Source organism: Streptomyces lienomycini (assembly GCF_027947595.1).
Taxonomy (GTDB): domain Bacteria; phylum Actinomycetota; class Actinomycetes; order Streptomycetales; family Streptomycetaceae; genus Streptomyces; species Streptomyces lienomycini.
The window spans coordinates 3943804-3964590 of sequence record NZ_CP116257.1; the positions used below are offsets into that span (position 1 = coordinate 3943804).

19 protein-coding genes and 7 pseudogenes are annotated in these 20787 nt (G+C 69.1%); 13 read left to right on the top strand and 13 right to left on the bottom strand.

The window, feature by feature from the left end; genetic code table 11:
* Positions 1 to 19: 19 nt before the first annotated feature.
* Together BJ961_RS17775 and BJ961_RS17780 are read left to right on the top strand one after the other, a co-directional pair.
* Entirely contained in the window at positions 20 to 874 is an 855-nt protein-coding gene (locus tag BJ961_RS17775; RefSeq protein WP_271416969.1) for an IS5 family transposase, read from the top strand.
* A complete protein-coding gene (locus BJ961_RS17780) occupies positions 871 to 1275 on the top strand; it encodes a hypothetical protein (protein WP_271320152.1) in 405 nt (134 codons plus the stop codon). The genes BJ961_RS17775 and BJ961_RS17780 overlap by 4 nt, the downstream gene beginning before the upstream one ends.
* A gap of 16 nt (positions 1276 to 1291) precedes the next feature.
* On the opposite strand, the gene BJ961_RS17785 is transcribed toward BJ961_RS17780, so the two are convergent.
* A protein-coding gene (locus BJ961_RS17785) for an IS5 family transposase (RefSeq protein ID WP_271320373.1) occupies positions 1292 to 2109 on the bottom strand; the annotation gives its coding sequence in 2 pieces (ribosomal slippage) (positions 1292 to 1752 and positions 1752 to 2109; 819 coding nt in all).
* 381 nt (positions 2110 to 2490) lie between these two features.
* Between BJ961_RS17785 and BJ961_RS17790 the strand changes: the two genes are divergently transcribed.
* Positions 2491 to 3299, top strand: a protein-coding gene (locus BJ961_RS17790; RefSeq protein ID WP_107104626.1) for an IS5 family transposase whose coding sequence is annotated in 2 segments (ribosomal slippage) — positions 2491 to 2838 and positions 2841 to 3299 — 807 coding nt in all. Because the reading frame shifts where the segments join, the coding sequence is not laid out codon by codon here.
* 36 nt (positions 3300 to 3335) lie between these two features.
* Here the strand turns inward: BJ961_RS17790 and BJ961_RS17795 are convergent.
* Positions 3336 to 4511, bottom strand: coding sequence for a DUF3885 domain-containing protein (locus BJ961_RS17795; RefSeq protein WP_333782104.1), 1176 nt, complete (start codon positions 4509 to 4511; stop codon positions 3336 to 3338).
* A gap of 105 nt (positions 4512 to 4616) precedes the next feature.
* Between BJ961_RS17795 and BJ961_RS17800 the strand changes: the two genes are divergently transcribed.
* Positions 4617 to 5177: a DMT family transporter gene (locus tag BJ961_RS17800; RefSeq protein ID WP_271417076.1), complete on the top strand. Its 561-nt coding sequence runs from the start codon at positions 4617 to 4619 to the stop codon at positions 5175 to 5177.
* Between the two features lie 412 nt (positions 5178 to 5589).
* Positions 5590 to 5760: pseudogene (locus BJ961_RS36295) on the top strand (transposase); the annotation flags it as partial.
* A gap of 7 nt (positions 5761 to 5767) precedes the next feature.
* Here the strand turns inward: BJ961_RS36295 and BJ961_RS17810 are convergent.
* The 7 genes and pseudogenes from BJ961_RS17810 to BJ961_RS17840 form a co-directional block, all read right to left on the bottom strand.
* Positions 5768 to 5998 (bottom strand): annotated as a pseudogene (locus BJ961_RS17810) (helix-turn-helix domain-containing protein); the annotation flags it as partial.
* A gap of 152 nt (positions 5999 to 6150) precedes the next feature.
* On the bottom strand, positions 6151 to 6975 hold the full coding sequence (locus tag BJ961_RS17815; RefSeq protein ID WP_271413812.1) for an MBL fold metallo-hydrolase: 825 nt from the start codon (positions 6973 to 6975) through the stop codon (positions 6151 to 6153).
* Positions 6932 to 7540 (bottom strand): hypothetical protein, encoded by a 609-nt coding sequence (locus BJ961_RS17820; protein WP_271413813.1) that lies wholly within the window; start codon positions 7538 to 7540, stop codon positions 6932 to 6934. The genes BJ961_RS17815 and BJ961_RS17820 overlap by 44 nt, the downstream gene beginning before the upstream one ends.
* Positions 7541 to 7757: 217 nt before the next feature.
* Positions 7758 to 8792 carry a tyrosine-type recombinase/integrase gene (locus tag BJ961_RS17825; protein ID WP_271417077.1) on the bottom strand — a complete coding sequence of 345 codons (1035 nt, stop codon included), beginning with the start codon at positions 8790 to 8792 and terminating at the stop codon, positions 7758 to 7760.
* Positions 8693 to 9316, bottom strand: coding sequence for a Tn3 family transposase (locus tag BJ961_RS36145; RefSeq protein WP_356626090.1), 624 nt, complete (start codon positions 9314 to 9316; stop codon positions 8693 to 8695). The genes BJ961_RS17825 and BJ961_RS36145 overlap by 100 nt, the downstream gene beginning before the upstream one ends.
* A gap of 124 nt (positions 9317 to 9440) precedes the next feature.
* Positions 9441 to 9866 (bottom strand): annotated as a pseudogene (locus BJ961_RS35990) (Tn3 family transposase); the annotation flags it as partial.
* A 418-nt stretch (positions 9867 to 10284) separates the two neighbouring features.
* Positions 10285 to 10431, bottom strand: a complete 147-nt coding sequence (locus BJ961_RS17840) for a hypothetical protein (RefSeq protein ID WP_271413814.1) — start codon at positions 10429 to 10431, stop codon at positions 10285 to 10287.
* On the opposite strand from BJ961_RS17840, the pseudogene BJ961_RS17845 reads away from it, so the two are divergent.
* Both BJ961_RS17845 and BJ961_RS17850 read left to right on the top strand, forming a co-directional pair.
* Positions 10372 to 10857: pseudogene (locus tag BJ961_RS17845) on the top strand (NmrA family NAD(P)-binding protein); the annotation flags it as partial. The gene BJ961_RS17840 and the pseudogene BJ961_RS17845 sit on opposite strands and share 60 nt — an antisense overlap.
* Before the next feature lie 325 nt (positions 10858 to 11182).
* The gene (locus BJ961_RS17850) at positions 11183 to 11365 is read left to right on the top strand and encodes a hypothetical protein (RefSeq protein ID WP_271417283.1); all 183 of its coding nucleotides are present in this window, start codon (positions 11183 to 11185) and stop codon (positions 11363 to 11365) included.
* A gap of 236 nt (positions 11366 to 11601) precedes the next feature.
* Here BJ961_RS17850 and BJ961_RS36300 read toward each other — a convergent pair.
* Positions 11602 to 11865: pseudogene (locus BJ961_RS36300) on the bottom strand (hypothetical protein); the annotation flags it as partial.
* Here BJ961_RS36300 and BJ961_RS17860 point away from each other — a divergent pair.
* A pseudogene (locus BJ961_RS17860) lies at positions 11774 to 12627 on the top strand (IS5 family transposase); the annotation flags it as partial. The pseudogenes BJ961_RS36300 and BJ961_RS17860 sit on opposite strands and share 92 nt — an antisense overlap.
* Positions 12628 to 12671: 44 nt before the next feature.
* Here the strand turns inward: BJ961_RS17860 and BJ961_RS17865 are convergent.
* The 3 genes from BJ961_RS17865 to BJ961_RS17875 all read right to left on the bottom strand — a co-directional run bounded on the left by BJ961_RS17865 (position 12672) and on the right by BJ961_RS17875 (position 16195).
* A complete protein-coding gene (locus BJ961_RS17865) occupies positions 12672 to 13784 on the bottom strand; it encodes an ABC transporter substrate-binding protein (protein ID WP_271413816.1) in 1113 nt (370 codons plus the stop codon).
* A gap of 519 nt (positions 13785 to 14303) precedes the next feature.
* Positions 14304 to 14987 (bottom strand): response regulator, encoded by a 684-nt coding sequence (locus tag BJ961_RS17870; protein ID WP_271417078.1) that lies wholly within the window; start codon positions 14985 to 14987, stop codon positions 14304 to 14306.
* A 5-nt stretch (positions 14988 to 14992) separates the two neighbouring features.
* A complete protein-coding gene (locus BJ961_RS17875; protein ID WP_271413817.1) occupies positions 14993 to 16195 on the bottom strand; it encodes a sensor histidine kinase in 1203 nt (400 codons plus the stop codon).
* A 142-nt stretch (positions 16196 to 16337) separates the two neighbouring features.
* On the opposite strand from BJ961_RS17875, the gene BJ961_RS17880 reads away from it, so the two are divergent.
* The 5 genes and pseudogenes from BJ961_RS17880 (at position 16338) to BJ961_RS17900 (ending at position 20137) form a co-directional block, all read left to right on the top strand.
* Positions 16338 to 17471 (top strand): glycosyltransferase 87 family protein, encoded by a 1134-nt coding sequence (locus BJ961_RS17880; RefSeq protein WP_408648681.1) that lies wholly within the window; start codon positions 16338 to 16340, stop codon positions 17469 to 17471.
* Positions 17468 to 18631: a glycosyltransferase family 4 protein gene (locus BJ961_RS17885; RefSeq protein WP_271413818.1), complete on the top strand. Its 1164-nt coding sequence runs from the start codon at positions 17468 to 17470 to the stop codon at positions 18629 to 18631. The genes BJ961_RS17880 and BJ961_RS17885 overlap by 4 nt, the downstream gene beginning before the upstream one ends.
* Positions 18628 to 18768, top strand: a pseudogene (locus tag BJ961_RS17890) (IS5/IS1182 family transposase); the annotation flags it as partial. The gene BJ961_RS17885 and the pseudogene BJ961_RS17890, both read left to right, overlap by 4 nt.
* A gap of 768 nt (positions 18769 to 19536) precedes the next feature.
* Positions 19537 to 19758 carry a hypothetical protein gene (locus BJ961_RS17895; protein ID WP_271413819.1) on the top strand — a complete coding sequence of 74 codons (222 nt, stop codon included), beginning with the start codon at positions 19537 to 19539 and terminating at the stop codon, positions 19756 to 19758.
* 82 nt (positions 19759 to 19840) lie between these two features.
* On the top strand, positions 19841 to 20137 hold the full coding sequence (locus tag BJ961_RS17900) for a hypothetical protein (protein WP_271413820.1): 297 nt from the start codon (positions 19841 to 19843) through the stop codon (positions 20135 to 20137).
* Positions 20138 to 20787 lie beyond the last annotated feature (650 nt).

Sequence of the window (20787 nt, forward strand, 5' to 3'; positions counted from 1 at the left end):
ACATGATGGGGTCGTGGGCATGGAACGGACGCCGTACGCAACCGACTTGTCCGACGAGCAGTGGGCGTTGATCGAGCCGCTGGTCACCGCGTGGAAGCAGGAGCGGGTGGCGCGGTCGGCGACCGGAGACCCGGGCTCCTGCGCCCTGCGCGAGGTCGTGAACGCGCTGCTTTACCAGAACCGGACGGGCTGTCAGTGGCGGCTTCTGCCGCACGACTTCCCGGCCTGGTCGGCAGTGTTCTACTACTTCACCCTGTGGCGCCAGGACGGCCTTGACCAGCGGATCCAGGAGATCCTGCGCTGCCAGGTGCGGGAACGGTCCAGACGATTAGAGGACCCGTCCCTGGTGATCATCGACACCCAGTCCGTCCGCGTGGCGGCCGGGGTGCCGAAGGAGACGACGGGACTGGACGCGAACAAGAAGACGCCCGGCAGGAAGCGGGGACTGGCCGTCGATGTGCTGGGCCTGGTCATCGGTGTGGTGATCCTCGCTGCGAGCGCGCACGACAACGAAGCCGGCATCGCCCTGCTGGACCAGGCGGCTGAGCGGTGTGGGATGCGCCTGGAGAAGGTCCTGGTCGACCAGGGCTTCAAGGACGCCGTGATCATCCACGGGGCGGTGAAGGACATCACCGTTGAGGTGGTCCGCCGCAACCCCGACGACGAGGGGAAAGGCTTCGTCCCGCAACCGAAGCGGTGGGTGGTCGAGCAGGTCAACGGCACCCTCATGCTGCAGCGGCGCCTCGCCCGCGACTACGACCACCGGCCCGACAACGCGGCCTCCCGCGTCTACTGGGCCTCCACCGCCGGCATGCTCCGCCGCCTCACCACCCCTACCCCCACCTGGCGGGACGACGTGGAGCTGGCCGCGTGAACGTCTGCGAACTCCTGCGGCTGCTGCAGACCGAGCACGATGAGACCGCTGCCCGCGCCGACCACCTGCGCGAGCAGATCGAGCGGCTCACCACCGACCTCGCCGAGACCGAAGCCCGCCTGGCCGAGCTCGCTGCCACCGGCAAGGTCATCGACGGCCTCACCCCTCCCGACCAGGCACCGGCCCCCGCGGAGACCGCCATCGCGACCGTCTACCAGCGCATCGTGACCACGTTCAACGAGCACCCCGGGGAGGTGTTCCGCGTCCGTGATCTGCATGAGCACCTCGGCCTGCCCACCGACGAGCCCTCGATCAACGTCACCCGCTCCCGCCTGGGACGACTCGTCCGCCAGGGATTCCTCGAGCAACCGGGACGCGGCCGCTACCAGAAACGGACTTAACGCCCTCTAAGAGGTCCTAACAAAGGCGTTGGACGTGGCGGTGGGTGATGAGGCAGGTGGCGAGTCCGAGGAAGGCTTCGTGGATGTCGTCGCGTCGTTCCCAGCGGATTCGCAGTCGGCGGAAGCCGTGCAGCCAGGCGATCGTGCGCTCGATCACGTAGCGGAAGACGCCCAGGCCGGAGCCGTGTTCGACGCCTCGTTCGGCGATGACCGGTCGGATCCCGCGCTGTCGCAGCAGGCGGCGGTACTTGTCGTGGTCGTAGCCGCGGTCGGCGAGGAGTGCGTCTGGCCGGTGTCTGGGCCGGCCGACGACGCCGGCCACGGCCGGAACCTTGTCCAGCAGCGGCAGCAGCTGGGTGACGTCGTTGCGGTTTCCGCCGGTCAGCGACACCGCGAGCGGGATGCCCTGGCCGTCGGTGAGGACGTGGTGCTTGCTGCCCGGTCGTGCGCGGTCGACCGGGCTGGGCCCGCTTTTGGGCCGCGCCGAGCGGCCCGTACGTGGGAGGAGTCGATCACCGCCCGGGACCAGTCGAGCTTCTTCGCGGCCCGCAGCCTCTGCAGCAGCACCAGGTGCAGTCCGTCCCACACGCCGGCTTCGTTCCAGGCGGCCAGGCGCCGCCAGCACGTCATCCCCGAGCCGAAGCCCAGCTCCTGGGGCAGGTACTCCCACTGGATGCCGGTGTGCAGCACGAACAGGATCCCGCACAGTGCCTGCCGGTCCGGGACCCGCGGCCTGCCCTCCACCAGCTTCGGACCCGGCACGGGCAGCAACGGCTCGATGAGCGACCACAGTTCATCCGACACGACCCAGGGCCGCGACTGTCGTTTCCCCACGAACGGACCAACGACCACCCAAGCCGAAAGTCACATGATCAACAACTTCTGTTAGGACCTCTTAGTAGGAGCCCTTGGCCTGGTCCGTTCGCGCCGGGATCAGCCGGAGTAGGCGCGTTGGTACCTGATTTCGTCGCGGTGAGCCCCAGCGATCCGGAACCGCGCGTCCGCATCTTTTGCCCTGCCTCCTGGACGCTCGAGACCTGAGCCCGTGACCGGCTCGGCGCGGGATCCCGCCGCGGTCGCTGAGCCAGGGGGATGCCTTCAGCCGTCGAGGGTTGTGGTGAGGCGGTCGAGGACGTGCCGGATGCCGGGTTGCCGGCCGGTTCCCGAGCGGTTTAGACATCGTTTCTTATGGCGTGATCGTTCGTTGATCCGTGCATGACGGATCTGGTGGAGCGGTTAGTGCCGGAGGAGTTGTGGGTGCTGTTCCGGCGTGTGGTGCCGCCGACTGAGGTGAAGCGCCCGCAGGGTGGGGGCCGCCGCCGGGCGGGTGACCGTGAGGCTCTGGCCGCGATGATCTTCGTGGCGACCTCGGGCTGCACCTGGCGGCAGTTGCCGCCGGTGTTCGGTCCGGCCTGGCAGACGGTCTACCGGCGGTTCGCTCAGTGGAGCCGGGACCGGGTCTGGGCCAGGTTGTATCGGGTCATGCTCGACGAACTCGGTGCCCGGGGTGAGCTTGACTGGTCGCGGTGCGCAATCGACTCGGTCAGTGTCCGGGCTGCAAAAGGGGGCCTTTGACGGGACCGAATCCGACCGATCGCGGCAAGCTGGGATCGAAGATCCACCTGATTACCGACCGTAACGGACTCCCACTGTCTCTGGGTATATCCGGTGCGAACATGCACGACAGCCTGGGCCTGGAACCGCTCGTGCGCGGCATCCCACCCATCCGCTCCCGTCGCGGCCCGCGTCGCCGACGCCCGGCGAAGCTGCACGCCGACAAGGGCTACGACTACGACCACTTGCGTCGGTGGCTCCGCAGCCGCGGCATCGGCCACCGTATCGCCCGCAAAGGGGTCGAGTCCTCACAGCGGCTCGGCCGTCACCGGTGGGTGGTCGAGAGGACCGTGTCCTGGCTGGCCGGCTGCCGACGGCTCCACCGACGCTACGAGCGCAAGGCCGAACACTTCCTCGCTTTCGTCGGCATAGCGGCACTCCGCATCTGCTTCCGTCGGCTGACTACCTGAATCCGGCGACGGGGGCGGGGTGGTGAGCTGGCCACGTCAGAGACCCGACGGGTGGCTGGAAAGCCAGTCGGCATGCCGATCGCGCGTCCGATCCCGTTCCCCGGGCGTAGCAAGGAAGACATCGGCGCCGCCGTCGTAGGGGTGGTAGATGCGTCGCATCTGGGTGTCGGTGATGAGGACTCCCGCCACCTTGTCGTCAGCGATGTCACGGAGCGGCTCGTCGAGGCAGCCATATCGCCAGGGTCGGCGGGCGGCGAAGAGGTGGCAGTAGGTACGGAACTCCGGGTCTGGATCGTCCTCCACCAGCAGGGTCTGCCAGTAGCCATCGCCTGGCTGGGATGGCGGAACCTCGGCTTCGGTCGCCCAAACCGGGGTGATCACGTAGATATCCCCACCGGCGAACAACTCATCAAGGACGGTGTTGTACCGCTCCAGGACGACGCCGTATTCGCTTTCAACCTCTGCGTATCGCTTCGACTCCGGCAGGCTGTGGAAGCGCACCCAGAGATCCCGGTACGGGTCGCGGAGCTTGTACCCGACCGGAGGACAGTCGGGCCAGTGCTGCTGCCACAGCTCGGTCAAATCCGCTTGTACGCCTCCAGACACTTGCCGCACCCGTCCTCTCGCCATCGGTTCCCATCGACGACCATGATGCCCGGCACTCATCCACCAATAGAAACGACGTCTTAGGGCATGGATGCTCCGGTGGACCGGCACACGCAGCGGGTGGATGCTCAGGTTCGGTCCGGGGGCCGGCAGCGCCATGCGGGGAATGAGGGCGACTCCTGCGCGGCGGGCGACCAGGGCGGTCAGAACAGCGAAGTCGCCCGCCACCGCCGCGGCTCGCGGGACGAAGCCGGCGGCGCCGCACGCACGTTGTGTCATTTCGTGGCAGGCCGTCTCGGGGCCGGGAAGCAGCCACGGGGCGTCGGCTAACCGGCGCAGGTCCGCCTGCGAACCGGGAGCGAGGCGGTATCCGGCGGCGTCGGCGGGGTGCAGGACGAGATGCACGGGTTCGTCGAACAGTGCCGTGTGTTCACAACCCGCGGGAACCGGGTGGGGAAGCAGGCTGTAGGAGTGGGTGACCGCGATGTCGACCTCCCGGCGGCCGAGGGCGGCCTCCGCCGCCGGGGGTTCGTGTTCGACCAGGAACGCGGCGGGCTCTTCCGGGGCCGGTGCCGTGCCGGGATCGGGCCAGAGACTGGGAATGATCGTGCGGGCGGCGGAGGCGAACGCCGCGACGCGGACCGTGCCGCGTTCGCCCTAACGCAGTGCCGTCAGATCCGACTCGGCGGCGGCGAGGTTGCCGAGGAGGACATGTGCGTGATCCACGAGACGTTGCCCCGCGTCGGTGAGGTGCAGAGCCCAGGCTGCGGCGGCAATCGTGCCGTGCGAGGCGAACTCGGCCAGCACACGGAGTCGACGGACATCCAACAAGAAAGACACCACCTGACGATCAAGCCCTTGCTGCACCGTTACACCGGGCTCGAAGTCGCCGCCTACGCGATGTGGACCGGAACCGCTCTTCTCGTCCCTTTCTCCCCCGGGGCCGTCCGGGCCGTGCTCGATGCCCCGGCCGGTGCGACCGCGGCGCTGGTCTTCCTCGGCCTTCTGCCCTCGGCCGCCGGGTTCGTCATCTGGGGCTACGCCGTCGCCCGGCTCAGCGTCACCGTCGCCACCGCCGCGCTCTGCCTCGTCCCCGCGGTCACACTCGCCGCCTCCTACCTCTGGCTCGGCGAGCAAGCACGGCCCATTGCGATTCTCGGCGGGCTCATCACCATCGCCGGCCTCATCCTTCTCAACAAACGCCGTAGATCCACCAAGCACATCCCAGCCCCGTACCCGTCACCTACCATCCCCTCGCGCCACCACTCCTGAAGCTCACCTCGCACCGCCTGTCGACGCGCACGTCGAGAGGCCTGCCGCCGCAGCAGCAGCCGGACGGTGTCGGTGGGAGAGGCGCCCTGCGCGACCTCGGTCGCACCGACTACGAACTCATCGCGATGGAGGACGGCTACCGCGCATCGTCGGAGTCCTGGGCAGGCGGGCCTGTTGCGGGACTGCCGGCGGCCCGGCATGCGCGTTCCCGTCCTCACTGTCGGCGACGGCGCCCTCGGCTTCTGGAACGCACTGAACGAGGTCTTCCCCGACACCTGCCTCCAAGGTGCTGGGTTCACAAACGGCCAACTGCCTCGACAGCCTCCCGTAGTCGGCCCAGCCCGCGGCGAAGAAGGTCATCCGGGACGGCTCAACGCAGGGACGCGAGCACGCGACCAAGGCCGTCGCCGCGTTCGCCAAACAGTACGGCGCGAAGTTCCCCAAGGCCGCCAAGAAGAGCGTCGATGACGAGGCAGATCTACTGGCGTACTGCGACTTCCCGGCCGAGCACTGGATCCCCCTGCGGACCACGAACCCGATCGAGTCGACCTTCTCCACCGTCCGCCTGCGGACGAAGGTCACCGAAGCGGTATGGCTTCGCTTTTGTAGCGGTAGACGGTTGCGATCCCGACACCGAACCCGGCTGCGAGCTGGGCGTAGGTGTCACCGCACCGCAGGTGCGTCAGGGCGAGCAGGGCCTGACGTGCCACGGGAAGCCGCCGCCACCCCGTCCCGATGTCTCGTCTCCTGGCCGTCAACGGTGCGGTCGGGAACCGCAGGATGCGGACGGACAAGTCGACAGAGGACGGATGGACAAGCACGCGAAGCTCCTGGCGGACACGGATGACCTTCGTCGGGACCCCGTCCACCAGGAGCTTCGTCGTTGCGCAAGACGGCCCAACTCGCCTTCAGCGCCGCCAGCTGAGAAGGGGCTCCCTGACAGGGGCGTCATGTGGCGGAAGCAGTTCTCTGGTCAGAGCGTCCCTTCGCGCTTGCTTCGGCGGGCGAGGTTTCGGGCCTGCCCTTCGTGAATGCCGCTTGCCCACTCCCAGCCGGGTTTGGGTGATACGACCCGTGGGTCGCTGGAGACCCGGGCGTCACGCAGGTCCTCCACGTACGCTCGATCCAGTTTGATCCTTGCGCGTACCTTCTCATCCTTGGCGACGGACCCATGTCCGGGGATGAGGACATCGACGTCGTCCGCTACGCCCTCAAGCCGCCCCAGCCCGACGAGGTAGTCCTCAATCGGGTTGTCGGTGTCGTCGTCGAGCATGGGAACGAAGACGTCGGAGAGCATGTCGCCGGCGATGAGAACTCGGCGTTCTTCGATCAACAGGGCCGCATGGCCCGGGGCATGCGCCGGATGCTCGATGATCCGCACCTTGGGGCCGTCCCAGGGAAGCTGCGTGGTTTCAGCAGGCAGACCAGTGATCAGGCCGTACAGGTCGAGCGGTGTGTCCTCGACGATTTCCGGCGGCAGCCCCTCGACGACACCGGCCTTCCAGTCCGCGTTCGACAACACATCCCGCATGAAGTCCGCGCAGCGGGCTGTGCCGTAGCGAGGCGCTTCGCCGAGTTCGGCGTGCCAGAGCACGTGATCCCAATCAGGATGCGTCGAGAACCCTGCCACCACGGGCCGGCCCAGCTCTCGAAGGTCGCTCGCCAGGCAGGTCATTTCGGTACCGGTAATCCCGGCGTCTACGAGTAGCACGCCGTCCCTGCCCTGCACGACAACGGTGTTGTTCTCGAGCAACTCACTCTGGTGGATCAGCACGCCCTCGGCGACTTGCTTCAGCATGGGTCCCTCCCCGTTTGATGTCCGCACCCTGCCAGAGGGTCTGGCGCACAGCAACACAACCGGACGGCGGTGTGTGCTGCCGCGGCTGGGCGGCGACCTGGCCGGGGTGGAAGAGCACCACCTCCAGCTGGTGCAGGTGCGTGATCCAGCACTTGGCCGGGCCCTCGTAGAACTGCTCGGCCGATGGGTAGAAGGCAGCGAACTCCGGTAGCTGGGGGAAGAACCGGATCGCCTCCAGGATCTCGGCGACATGTTCGCTGGTGATGTCGGCGACGTCGGTGAGGCCGTTGCGGAGCACGATCCGGGCCACCGACCAGTGCATCGCCTGCTTCGCCGCCGGGCTGCTGTAACCGAGGGCGATCGCCTCCTGGACAAGCGCCGCAGTGCCCAGGTCGATCCCGGCGAGCGCGGCCTGGTCGTGGACGCGCAGCTGGCTGACGGCGAACATCCATCGGTAGTCGAACGTCGCGTATCCGCGCAGGCCGAGGTAGGCCAGGTAGGGCCGGGCCTTGTGCGCGGTGGGGAACGAGGGGCCGTGGAAGGATTCGCCAGGTAGTCGCCCCACCCGCTCGGCCAGCGGCTCGGCGAACCACGTCGCAAGGTCCGGCCATCGTTCGCGGAAGGCCCGGTAGTACGCAGTTTGGCGTTGAGGTAGTGGTGGTTGAAGCCGTCCTGGCCGCGGACGAACCTCACGTACCCATGGTCGGGGCAGTGTCGTGGGCGCCGTCGGCGGACCGGACCCGGGCTGGCGGCCATGGCTGCTGTGGAAGTCGGGCCGCCTCTCATGAGGTGGCCTTGCGCGGCTTGCCCAGGGCGTCCAGGGCCTGGCGGTGGTCGGCGACGACGGCAGGATCGGATACCCGGGTGTAAAGACGCGTCGACTCTGGCGAGGCGTGACCGAGTCGCTTCTGCAGCGTCAGCTCCCGCATCCCTCCTTCCCACATGCGGGTCACCCAGGACTCGCGGATGCCGGCCCGGGAAGAGGCCCGGGAGAACATCCGCACCAGCCCGTCGTAACCGAGCGGCTCCAGCCGACGGGTGCCGCGGCCGCCGACGAGGAACACCAGCCGACTGTCGGCGTCCTGCGGCCGCTCGTTCATCACGTAGGCGCTGACCGTGGCCAGAGTGTCCGCCTCATGCAGGTCCACGACCCGCTCCTGGCGGGACTTCGACCGGGCGCCCTTGGGATGGTTGTCACGATGCCGGACCACCACGCGCCGCCGTCCGTAAGCCAGATCATCGAGGTGCAGGCCGAGGACCTCGCCGGGCTGCAGTCCGCCGTGGAGCATCAGCAGCACGATCGCCCGGTCGCGCAGCCCCCGGAGCTGCGCGAGCAGCAACTGGATCTGCTCGTCGTCCAGCGGACGGGGAACCCGCTGAACGGTCTTGACGCGCACGGCCCGGCGGACGGGACGCTGCCGGCTGGCCCGCCCTATGAACGGACGATGCTTGTCGGAGACACGCTGCAACGCGGGGTCCGGGCGCTTCTCGATCGGGTTGGCCCGCTCCAGCAGCCCGGCCAGGATCGCGTACTCGTAGAACGAGGACACCGCGGCCAGGATCCGGTTCACCGTGCTCGCTGCGAGCTTGGTCGCCGGGCCGTCGGCGTCCATCGTCACCACCGACAGCGTCATCCGGCGGCTCGGACGACGGGACGGCACCGATCGCAGGTACTCCAGCAACGCGATCGCGTCCGGCGGACCGAACCCCTCCCAGCTCAGGCCGCGGCTCTCGAAGAACCGCCACAGGTGCCGGAGGTCGTAGGCGTACGAGACGAGCGTGCTCGGCGAACAGTCCCGAGCCTTGAGGAACCGCAAGAACTCCGCAACAACCCCGCAACAACCTCGACCGGCACCCCGCCCTCGTCGAGCAGCTCGACAACCGTCGAGCCGCCTTCCAGACACCGCTGCTGAACCCGCACGGACACCCCCGCAGCCATCGCACCCGACGGCCTCAGAGGACGCCCCCAACTCCCGACGGAGGTTGAGGCGTCCAGGTGACCAAATAGGAGGCGTTGTCGGTGGCCACCATCTCCGGCTACCCCGCCGTCCAGGTTCAGCAGCGCGTCCAGGATGTGCAGGGAGTCGCGCGGCGTGCCCGGGACGACCATCTGCCCGATCCCGGCGACCTGGTCGTTGACGGCGTTCAGCCAGGTGATGCCGCGCTTGAACCCGAAGGACTCCGGCGAGCGACGGCGCCGCGCTGATCGTGCGGACGGGGACGACGAACCGCAGTCCGTCGACCGAGGCCAGCAGCCCATCCCCCAGAACTGCACGATCGGCACCTCGGACTGGGCCTCGATCAGCAGCGCGTTCGCCGCGGCTATCGTGTCGGCGCGCAAGTAGACCTGGTCGACATGGACCAGGCGGGAACGGGTCAGGGCCTCGTGGCCGGGGTGGGTTGCCCGGAGTCAGGCCGATGTTGCACGCCTCCGAGACCGGCAGCGCGACCACCGAGGTGGTCAGCTCTTTCATGCGGGTGGTGCCGTCGCCCAGGTGCACGAAGGCGTCGAGGAACCCGGTCCAGGAGTGGACCTCGAACACAAGGTCCGGCAGGTTGATCTTCGGGGGCATCTTCTCGACCCCCTTGCGCAGCCAGGCCAGCGACTTCGGCTCACCCAGTACGCCGAGCTTCTCCACATTCAGCTTCACCCGACCGCTCGGCAGGACGTCCAGCGACACCTTCGCATCCTTGCCCGCCGACTCCAGGCGCTTCGCAATCTGCCTCCAGCCCGCGTCCAGGGCCCCCACCAGCTCCGCCAAGTGCTCGGTGACGGGCAGGTCCAGGCTCAGCCCGGCCAGCACGTCCTCGCACACCGCCTCGTCCAGGAGCCGGGCGCGCGGATCGGACCACCGGTGCGAGGGCGAGGCGAACACGTTGCGATTGTTCATGAGGATGAGGGAGGGCGGGATGGGCGGCGCGGACGCAGCCGGGGATCGGGGTGCGCTCAGCCGGTTGCGCGTCGGCGTGGCCTCCGCGCTCGTGCCGCGTCAGCGCGGCGGTGACGTCAGGCGGGGGACGTCGGCGGGGGAGAGGTCGGGTCGGGCCCGGTGCCAGCCGGGCGGGGTGTCGCCACCTGCCGGAGGCGTCGCGGGCGACGTCGACGCCGACTTCCACCACCAGCTCGGGCTCCACCAGCGTGAGGTTCAGCTTTCCCCACCACGTAAGGGCCCCGCATGTCACTGCCCGGTTCGTCAGGGCGCTGGCGGCGGACCCGGGACCAGGGACCCGACCAGATGGTGCCGCGCCTGCTGGCTCTCGCCGCAAAGTGACCCAGGCCACTTCTCTTCCTCCCGGTCTCCCTTGACCTCAAGCGCGCTTGAGGTGTGAGACTCGGCGGTCGCAGACGTCGCCAAGGAGAACGGCGTCGCGCACCTCGTCTACAGCTCTGTCGACGGCGCCGAGCGCGGCTCCGGCATCGACCACTTCGAGACCAAGGCCGAGATCGAGCAGCACGTCCTGTCGCTCGGCATTCCCGCCACCATCCTGCGGCCGGTGTTCTTCATGAACAACCTGCTCCACTTCGCCGGGGCCCAGGGCGAGCGCGTGATGCAGCTGCCGGTGAAGCCCGAGCGGCCGATGCAGTTCATCGCCTCCGACGACATCGGCCACTTCGCAGCCGAGGCCTTCGACAAGCCGGAGAAGTACCTCGGCCGGCAGGTCGCGCTCGCCGGTGACGAGGTCACCTTCACCGAGGTCGCCGAGATCTACGAGCGGCTCACCGGGACGCTGACCCGCCTCGAGCCGCAGCCCATCGAGGACCGCATGTTCGAGTGGTTCGCCGAGGAGGGCTACCAGGCGGACATCCCGGCGCTGCGCAAGGAGCACCCGGGCCTGCTGGCCCTGGAGCGGTTCCTGTCCCAGCGGCTGGCCGCCTCCTGACCCGCACCGTTCGCGTCCCGCGCCCGTGAGCCCCGGCGAGCCTGCCGGGCGCTCACGGGCGTTCGCCTCACGGCGGCACGCACCGCGGCGCACGGCTTCGCGCGGACCTCGACCAGCCCTTCAGACGCCCTGGCGACCCTCTACCGAGGCAGTGCACCACAGCCCTCGACGGGGGAAGGGGCAGCACGCATGGCAGTACATGAGCGGGCGGCGCGTGCCGTGCACGAGGTCACGGTGGCGGCACCTGCCGAGGCGGTCCACCGGCTGCTCGCCGACCTCGGCAACTGGCCCTGGATCTTCCAGCCCTTCGTCCACGTCGAACTCCATGACACCCGACGGCGACTTCGAGTGCATCGGCATGGGGACCACGATCGGCGACGAGGTCGTGCACTGGGTGGCCCTGCGCCGCGTGGACGACGCCGGACCGCGCATTGACTTCCGGCCCGAGTCCGGACTCGGTACACGGGTGCAGTGGTTGGCGCTGAGAACGATCTCGGTCAGGGCGTGAGTGGGCTGACCCGGTTCGCGTACTCGCGGCGGGCCTTGCGCTGGGCCGGGACTGCGGGGAGGCCCTGGGCGCCGTCGAGCGGCTGGCAGCGGGCGAGGTGGTCGCGGTGGAGGACGTCGAGGGTCCGTCGACAGCTTGAACGTCTCGGTGCGGTGTGGCTGCAGGCCGAAGGCCCGCCAGATCCGTGACACGGTCGACTGCGACAGGTCCATCTCCGTGGCCATTGCCCGCGTCGACCAGTGCGTGGCGTTTTTCGGCGCGTATTCCAGCGTCCGCTTCACGACCGAGGCGACCTGCTCGTCGGTGACTGACCGGGGCCCGCCGGACCGCGGCATGTCACCCCGCCCGGCGATCCGGTGTTCGACGACTTCCGCCAGCGGCCCACCGCATGCGGTGTCGAACCGAGCTGTGCGGCCACGTCCTTGTTGGACGCGCCACTCGAAGGGCACAAGGGCGGGTCGGCCGCCCGTCTGGCCTCGGCGGCAGCTCGTCGACGGCATACGGTTCCGGATCCGGACTGGTGTTCCGTGGCGGGACGTTCCCGCCGAGTACAGGCCCTGGGATCGGGTCTACGACCTCTTCCGTCGATGGCAGCGGAACGGCACCTGGCACCGCATCCTCACGCGCCTTCAGTCCCTGGCCGACGCGGACGGTGCGATCACGTGGAACCTGGACGTCGACTTCACGGTCTGCCGCGCTCATCAGCATGCGGCCGGGGCCCGCAAGCAGGGTGATCCGCAGGAGGAGTCGCCGGGTGGCGTGTTCGCCGAGCCTCGTGATCACGGGTTGGGCCGCTCGCGCGGCGGTTTCAGCACCAAGTTGCACCTGGCCGTCGAGCAGGGCCAGAAACCCATGGCGATCCTGGTGACGGCCGGGCAGCGAGGAGACTCTCCGCAGTTCGAACCCGTGCTGGAGAAGGTCCGAGTGCCCCGCATCCGGCCGGGCCGGCCACGCGTCCGTCCACATCGCGTGCGGGCTGACAAGGCGTACGCCTCCCGCAAGAACCGCGCCTACCTGCGGCGCCGCGGGATCCACTGCACCATTCCGGACAAGGCCGACCAGGCGCGCAACACAACCGCCACAAGCTCGGCTCCCGCGGCGGCCGACCGCCGTAGTTCGCCCCGGCGGACTACCGCGAGCGCCATGCGGTCGAGTGCGGCATCAACCGGCTCAAGCGGAACCGGGCGGTGGCCACCCGGTTCGACAAACTCGCGGTCCGCTTCGAGGTCACCGTCCTCATCGCCGTAATCAACGAATGGCTATGGCATCTGTATGGCCTCCTGGGCAGTCGAGCCTCCGCGCCCTCTCAGCCGGCGCGCAGGATCCGAAAGCGATCGGGCTCTGCGGGGTCCCGGTCAACGACTTGGATCGGTGTCCAAGCCCATTGCCAAACGCTGATGCCCGTGGTGCGGGAGAACCGGATCGGCCCGCGGGTGCCATCGACCACCACGCGCGGCCATGACTCGGCGATGGCTGCCCGGTCCGTGCCGTGGGAACGCAACACCTCGGCGAGGACAGTGACGGTGTCCCAGCCCTCGAAGGCGACGAAGGAAGGCGCTTCGCCCAGACGCTCGCGGAGCTCCTTCTCGACGCGTTCGCCGAGCGGGCCGAGGACCTCAGGCAGGTAACGCAGAAACGGGATCCCGGCGCCGTCCTCGCCCAGAAGCGCGGCCCACTCAGGGAACTCCGGTTGTCCGGCCGGAGCACCGATCAGGATCTCCGCGAGCCGCACGTCATCCCGTACGGCCCTGACGATCGGCACCCCCGGCTCCGGGTGGCCGACCAGCAGGAGCAGCGCCGTCGCGCCGTGGTCCACGAGCGCATCGCACAGGGCCTCGGGGGTGAGCGCGCTCGCGTCGAGTTCGACCACAGTGCCGCTGTGCGGAGCTAGGTGCTCCCGCAGGACGCGGGTCCCGGACGCCCAGTAGACGCTCGGCTGGGTCGCCACGGCGATCCGGCGTCGTCCCTCACCGAGGAGGAAGTCCGCGTAGATCCGCCAGCCACGAGACTGCGCCGGGGCAAGGCGCGCGACCCACTTCGTCGGCTCCTCGGTGAGCTCGTCAAGCACTGCGGACGAGCAGAGGAACGGCACGCCCAGGGCGTCGGCCCGGCCGGCGGCGGCGCGGGCGACGACGCTGTGATACTCGCCCGCCACAACAGCCACGCCCAGGGCGGCCAGTTCGTCCACGGCCGCCAAGGCCCGCTCCGGATGGGCCGCGGTGTCCCGGACCACCAGCTCAAGTGGTCTGCCGTCAATCCCGCCTGTGTCGTTGACCTTGTCAACGGCCAGCTCGAACCCTGCGAGCAAGTGACGCCCCGCCTCGGCCCAGCCGGGCCGCGTCAAAGGGACGAGTACGCCCACACGGACAGACGACCCCTCTGCGTGCTCCGCTCCGGACGGCGATGGTGGTGTGGTCATCGGTCAACGTCTCCTTGGGGCTATACGGTCACGGTCTGCCCGAATCGCATCTGGTCAGGGCCGCCGGTCCGCATTCATCACGTCTCGCCGCAGCAGGAGCGCCCGGGTGATCATGCTGGTCATTGGATCCGCCACCAGAGCGAATAGTCAACCGACGATCCGCTCGCCGAGCTGCCGAGCCCAGCAAAACTCAGCACCACCAAGCACCCGCACCTCCGAGGGCGTTGAGTTCGATTCTGGTAGCGGCCTCGTCCGGCTTGGGTGACGAAGCCTTGTCGGGTGAGGGCTCTGAGGCGGCTACGCGTGACGTTCACGGCCGGGTCGTCAGCTGGTATTGCTGAGGAGGTCGTCAGTTCGCCGGCCCAGGTGTCGGCCGCGTCGTGGCGGGCTTGGAGGTTGGTGAGGAGTTCGGTGATGTTCAAGCGGCCGCCTGGAGGGTGTCGCGTCAGGCCGGAGTGGGTGCGGTGAAGTGGCGGGTCACGTTTGCTCTGGAGGCCCGGTAGACCGGGGAGCAATCCCTCAGTCGGCCCTGCCCTCCACTCGCACCAGCCCCAACTCGTAAGCCACGATCACGGCCTGTGCTCGATCCCGCAGCTTCAGCTTCGCGAACAGCCGGTTGATATGGGTCTTCACGGTGTGATCCGTGATCGTGAGCCTGCTCGCGATCTCCGTATTGGACAGCCCCCGAGCGATCAACGTAAGCACCTCCGCCTCACGCGCCGTGAGCTCCCCCACGGAGTGAACCGGCAGTCGCTCGGTCCGCGCACGCACGAACGCGCCGATCAACCGCTTGGTTATCTCGGGCGAGAGCAGCGCGTTCCCGGCCGCCACTACTCGCACCGCGTGCAGTAGTTCGGGAAAGGTGGCGTCCTTGAGCAGAAAGCCGCCCGCGCCGGCCGCGAGCGCGTCGTACACGTACTCGTCGAGCCCGAAGGTCGTCAGCATCAGGACCTTCGTCGTGCCCCCGGAGGCGGCCAGAATCTCGCGGGCTGCTTCGATGCCGTTCTTGTGCGGCATCCGGATATCGAGGAGCGCGAGGTCGGGCCGGGTCTCGGCGGCGATGCGCACCGCCTGCACACCGTCCTCGGCCTCGCCCACGACCTCGATGTCCTCCTGAGTGTTGAGGAGGTTCATAAAGCCGGTGCGGACGACCGCCTGATCGTCAGCGACCAGTGCCCTGATCACACCCAACTCCTTCTTCATGTCGATCACCCGGCTCCCCAGGGAAGCTCCGCCTCCACCAGGAAACCTCCGTCCGGGCCCGCGCCCGCGCTGAGCCGACCGCCGACCAGGGCCGCCCGCTCCCGCATCCCGGTCAGGCCGTGGCCCGCGCCGGAGCCTGGAGCGGAAGCAGGGCCCGGGCCGTCGTCGTGGATGCGCAGCTTGAGCAGCCGGTCGGCGCCGTAGTCGATCTCCACAACGGTACGGGCGTCGGGCGCGTGCTTGCGCGCATTCGTCAGCGCCTCTTGGGTGATCCGGTAGGCGGACAGCTCCCATGCGGCGGGCAGCGACACCTGCCCCCCGGTGATTCTCAATTCGACCTCGCCGCCCACTGCCCGGTGCTGCTCGACGAGTTCAGCGAGGTGGTCAAGGGTCGGCTGCGGGGTGGTGAGGGCTGTGTCACCCTGGCCTTGGGGGGTGCGCAGGACACCGAGGAGGCGGCGCAGTTCGGCCATCGAGGAGCGTGCGGTGCCGGCGATCTGCTGGAAGCCATCGCGGGCTTCGGGGGTGAGTCCGGGGGTGGTGTACGTGGCACTCTCGGCCTGCACGGCGATCATCGACACCGAGTGTGAGACGATGTCGTGCAGCTCACGGGCGATGGCGGCCCGCTCGGCCTCGGCGGCCTGCTGCCGCTCCATGGCGATCAACTGGGCCTGGGCCAGGTTCCGTTCCTTGCGGGTCTCCTCCCGGGAACGTACCGCGTCACCCATCATCACGGCCCCGAAGATGACCACGGTCAGCAGGAACGACTCGGCGAACAGACTGAGCGATCCCTTCTCCCAGAGCGCGGGCACCGGCAGGTCCATCCGCGACCAGGTGTTGATGTGCACCAGGTTCACGCACAGGGCCCCGAGCGCGGCGCCCGCGACGGTCACCGCGGGGTGCAGTACCCGGTTGCGGCCCAGGGTGTAGCAGCTGATCAGCCCGCTCGCCATGATCGAGACGTACAGGTTGACGTCCCCGGCGAACCCGAGCAGCCCCGCGGCGACCGTGAGCACCGCGACGGGTGGGAACGACCGTCGCCACATCAGCGAGGCGGAGGAGACGAGGACCCCGATCGTGGTGGTCACGGATCCGGGAAAGATGATCAGCTCCGCCACGGCACCGACGGTCAGGGCACCGCCGGTTACCCATGGGTAGGCGGGCGCGTCGATCCAGGCGCGGGACCTCTGCTGAAGGGACGTACTCATACATCCATGGTCCGTGCCCGCGCGGGTGCGCGCGTCGCCGCACGGGTTGAGCCTGTGGCCGGATGTCATGCCACGGGTTGAGTTTCAGGTCCGGAGTCTCGGTTGATGCCTTCCGACCTGCGGATTCCTACCGTCGATGAACATGACGAAGAGTTATGAACGGTACGTGAGACACATCCAGTACATACATCACGAGCGGTACATGTGGGCTGGCTGCGCGGTTGTCTCGCTGGGGCTCGCCTTGGCCTCGGATCTGGGGCCGCACCGGGTGTGGGGGGTGATGGCGGGGACGGGCTACGCGGTCGCGGCGGTCTTTGCCTGCGGTGCGCGCTCCCGCCCAGCTGCCCGGATGGTCGCGGTGGCGGGGGCCGTCGTGGTGCCGCTCGTGCGGCTGGTGACGGCCGGGCTCGGGCAGCTGGAGGTCACGGTCGTCGAGCGGTCAGGGCAGCTGCTGCTCACGACCGGCAGCCCGTACGTCGCCGGCCCTACGGCCGTCGCCGACTTCAACCCCTACCTGCCCGGGATGGCGCTCTTCGGTGTGCTGCCCGGGGATGCGCGCTGGTGGCTGGGCGGCGCATTCGTGGCGGCCCTCGCGGCGGCCGGCCTGCACCGATCCTGGCTGCTCGCCTGCCCTCTGGTCGCGCTGCCCCTCGCGGTGGGCGGGATCGACCTTCCGGTCGTCGGCTTGATGTGCCTCGGGGTCGTGCTCGCCGGGCAGGGGCGGCCGGGTCGGGCAGGGCTGGTGCTCGGCGCCGCCGCCGCGCTCAAGTGGACGGCGTGGCCCGCGCTGCCCGTGGCGCTGGCGCTGATCGCGGTACGCCGGGGCGGACAACCCGCGCTGCGGTACGCGGCCGTGGCCCTGTCCACCGCGACGGCGGCGGTGCTGCCCTTCGCCCTCGCCAACCCCGCCGGCTTCTACCGGAGTGTCATCGCCTTCCCGCTGGGCCTCACCAACACCACCTCGCCGGCCGCGAGCCCGCTGCCCGGGCATCTGCTCGCGACGTACGTCCCCGGCGGCAGGGTGATCGCGCTCGCGCTCCTCGCAGTGAGCGCGCTGCTGATCGCGGTGTGGCTGGTGGTGCGGCCGCCGGGGACGGCACGGGCGGCGGCCGCCCGGCTCGCGCTCGGTCTGGGCCTGGCGATGGCTCTGATGCCCGCGACCCGTTTCGGCTATCTGGTCTATCCGCTGGTGCTCGGGGCGCTGGCGTTCCGAATGTTGCAGCGGGGCAGCACCGTCACCCCTGTCGTCCCGTCCAGGGAGAAGGCCCTCGTATGACGAACAACTCCCGTCCTCGCACGCTGATCGTCACCAATGACTTCCCGCCCAGGCAGGGCGGCATCGAGACGTTCGTTCGTGAACTGGCCGACCGTTTCCCATCCGACGAGGTGGTCGTCTTCACCTCTGCGTCGAGCCCGGCTACGGCGGAGTCGGCACCCGACGAGCCCTTTCCGTACCCGGTGATCCGCCACCGGGTGCGCACTCTCTTGCCCACCCCCCGGGCCACCGCGCACGCCGCGTCCGTGGCCCGCCGGTATGGCTGCGATCGGGTTTGGTTCGGAGCGGCGGCGCCGCTCGGCCTGATGACGGCGCGGCTGAGGCGGATGACGGACATCCGTACCGCCGTCGCCACCACGCACGGCCATGAGGTGTGGTGGGCCCGCACCCTCGGCGCCCGCGGCCTGCTGCGCCGCATCGGGAACGAGACCGACGCCCTGACCTGGCTAGGCGCCAGCACCCGCGGACCGATCGAGGCGGCCCTCACCCCCGGGACCCAGACCGCACGCCTCGTCCCCGGAGTGGACACCACGGTCTTTCACCCCGGCATCGACGGAGGCCCGGTCAGAGCCCGGTACGGCCTGAGCCGCCGCCCAGTGATCCTGTGCGCGGCCCGGCTGGTCCCGCGCAAGGGCCAGGACACCCTGATCAGGGCGCTGCCCTGGATCCGCAGGGCGGTCCCGGACGCCATGCTTCTTCTGGTCGGTGACGGTCCTTACATCTCCGTACTACGTCAACTCGCCCTGACCGAAAACGTCTTGGACTCGGTCGTCTTCGCGGGCGGCCACCCCCACCACACCCTCCCCTCCTTCTACGCCGCCGCCGACGCCTTCGCCATGCCCTGCCGCAGCCGCAGACGCGGCCTGGAGGTGGAGGGCTTGGGCATTGTCTACCTGGAGGCCGCCGCGTCCGGACTCCCCGTCCTGGCAGGCGACTCGGGCGGCGCCCCCGACGCGGTACGCGACGGCGAGACCGGCCATGTCGTCGACGGCCACTCCGTGGCGGCGACGGCAGACCGTCTGACCAGACTCCTCCGCAACCCTGAACTCGCGCACGAGATGGGCGAGAAGGGCCGCCACTGGGTCCAAACGCAATGGACCTGGGACCGGTCCTACGCGACTTTGGCGGGGCTGCTCCATTCAGCGGGAGCAGCGGGGTGAGTGAGTGCAAGCCGTACCCAAGCGGCTTGTCCGATGAACGTTGGGCGCTGATCGAGCCGATGATCACGGCGTGGAAACAGGACCGGGTGGGGCGGTCGGAGACCGGCGACCCCGGGGCCTGTGATCTCCGAGAGATTGTGAAATCACGTCCTGGTCACCGTCCGAGCCCAGTGACCTGGCCTCGGACGGTGACACAGCCGGGTCCTGTACGTCCCGGTGCACAGCGACCCGGTGACCGGCGTCGCCCTGGCGGAAGTCCGGGGCACCATCCCGCGCCCGCCTGTAGCAGCCCGCTGCCACGCGCCGTGACGTACGAGACCCTGGGCTCTGTCGGCGAGCCAGGGGTCCCACGGCGGCAGCGGAGTGGTCAGAGGTCGTCCCAGTAGCTCTCCCGCTCGGAGGGAGGCCCGAACCGCTCGATGGACCGGCAGGTGCAGTTCCCGCCCTCGTGCAGCTCCCCGTGGTGCTCCCGCAACGGCCCGCTTCTTCGCGGCCGTCGGCGGCGTGGTCTGCGGGGCGGGCTGTGCGGTGGCGGCCTCGACGACCGGCACCACACCCGCCCATTCCATGCCCGGCGCGGCGAGGGCGACTGGCGGCAGTCGGCAGTCGGTGAATCTGAGTAGCGGGCATGCTTCTGACCGCAGGCTGCGCAGGTCGACTGAGCGAGTTGGAGGCGGTGCTGCTCACTGGATCTGGTCAGAGTCTGGGCCCGTCGGCTGATCTGGCCTGCGGAGTGTCCGGGGCCGGGCATGATCGCGCTGTGCCTGGTGAAGCCACCATCCGTTTTCAGCCCTCTCTCACAAGCCAGGAGGCAAGGGGCAAGCAGGGGGTAGGCGAATGGTATGGATGGCACACCACTTCGACAGGACGAGCAGAACGTACAGGCAGACCGTGCCCGAGGAACGATGCGGAACTGGCAGTGGGCCAGGTGGGTGGCCCTTGTCCTCGCGGCCAGCTGGGCGGTGAACTCGGTCGTCAACCTCGTTCAGGGCGAGCAGGGCCGGACCTTGTGGTGGCCCCTGGTCAGCACCGTCATCTGGACAGCGCTGACCGTGCACGGTTTCAGGACCTACCGCCGCATCAGGACGACAACCCTGCCGGCCATTACCAACCGTCCGCCCGCCTGAACCCCCTTGAGCGATCCGCTCTCTCCTCGTAAGACCTTGTCCCGCCCCGATGAGCATCGCGCCTCGGGGTACGCGGGGCGGCATGGCATCGAAGACCGAACGCATCCAGTTCCTGCGGGCCGCGCGGCAACTGCGCCGCATCCGCTCCTTCTACGCTGCGGCCATGGTGCTGTGGGCAGGGTCCGCGGCGTGGACTGGCTGGCAGGCACCCGGGAGCCGGCAGATGTGGGTGTCCGTCCTCCTCCTGGCCGTCTTCACTGTGCTCCTGGCCACCGCGAGCCTGTCCCTGCGGGGCCTCGCCGCTCCCGCGACCGGCCGCCCCGTCCACCACGCTGCTCCGCACAAGACGCCAAGCGTTCACCACCACGCCCCCGCCTGACGTGTCCGGCACCCTGCGAACACGATTTTCGGGTAACCGGTTGGCATGCAGACGCGGGAGCGGACGGTCGAGTGGTGGTCTCAGTGGTGGATGCGCTGAGTGGCTGTTGTGGCCGTCTACGTGGCGGCCGCGGTGGTGTGGCGGGCTGTTACAGGCAGGAGGTGGCTCGACGCGCTCGTGTTCGCGGGCCTGGTGGGCGTGGTCAACGTGGTGACGCAGTGGGTGGCGAGCGGGGCCAGGAGGAAAGCAGCAGCACGCGACGGTTGAGTGACCAGCCCACGTCTGAGGTCGCGTCGTCATCCCGCCGACCCAGACGGTCTGGGGGAGGCGGTGGATATGACAGATCGTTCGTATCCGTTGTCCGAGGGGAAGGCGATCTTGCGGCAGTGCGGTAGCTGTCCAGAAGGAGTGCTGAATGCCACGCTCTGACCCTCACGTTCCGCGGCCATGGGCCCAACCGGGCCACCGATGGGGGCCGTGGGTTTACTGGCCGATGCTCTGTATCAGCGTCGCCGTGTTGGTGTGGCGGGTGGCCGACGGTGATGGTGCTGGTCCCATCGTTTTTGCGGCCGGCCAAGTTCTCGTGTGGGTCTGTCTCCTGGTCGCCAACCGCACCGCACGACGCAAGCAGACGGCCCCTTGAACCGGTC

Excerpts from the sequence above, each read along its gene's own strand:
- BJ961_RS17870 (WP_271417078.1), bottom strand. The coding sequence starts at position 14,987 with ATGAAGAAGGAGTTGGGTGTGATCAGGGCACTGGTCGCTGACGATCAG.
- BJ961_RS17865 (WP_271413816.1), bottom strand. The coding sequence starts at position 13,784 with ATGACCACACCACCATCGCCGTCCGGAGCGGAGCACGCAGAGGGGTCG.
- BJ961_RS17895 (WP_271413819.1), top strand. The coding sequence starts at position 19,537 with ATGCGGAACTGGCAGTGGGCCAGGTGGGTGGCCCTTGTCCTCGCGGCC.
- BJ961_RS17885 (WP_271413818.1), top strand. The coding sequence starts at position 17,468 with ATGACGAACAACTCCCGTCCTCGCACGCTGATCGTCACCAATGACTTC.
- BJ961_RS17775 (WP_271416969.1), top strand. The coding sequence starts at position 20 with ATGGAACGGACGCCGTACGCAACCGACTTGTCCGACGAGCAGTGGGCG.
- BJ961_RS17815 (WP_271413812.1), bottom strand. The coding sequence starts at position 6,975 with ATGCTGAAGCAAGTCGCCGAGGGCGTGCTGATCCACCAGAGTGAGTTG.
- BJ961_RS17875 (WP_271413817.1), bottom strand. The coding sequence starts at position 16,195 with ATGAGTACGTCCCTTCAGCAGAGGTCCCGCGCCTGGATCGACGCGCCC.
- BJ961_RS17900 (WP_271413820.1), top strand. The coding sequence starts at position 19,841 with ATGGCATCGAAGACCGAACGCATCCAGTTCCTGCGGGCCGCGCGGCAA.
- BJ961_RS17800 (WP_271417076.1), top strand. The coding sequence starts at position 4,617 with ATGTGCGTGATCCACGAGACGTTGCCCCGCGTCGGTGAGGTGCAGAGC.
- BJ961_RS17850 (WP_271417283.1), top strand. The coding sequence starts at position 11,183 with ATGACACCCGACGGCGACTTCGAGTGCATCGGCATGGGGACCACGATC.
- BJ961_RS17880 (WP_408648681.1), top strand. The coding sequence starts at position 16,338 with ATGACGAAGAGTTATGAACGGTACGTGAGACACATCCAGTACATACAT.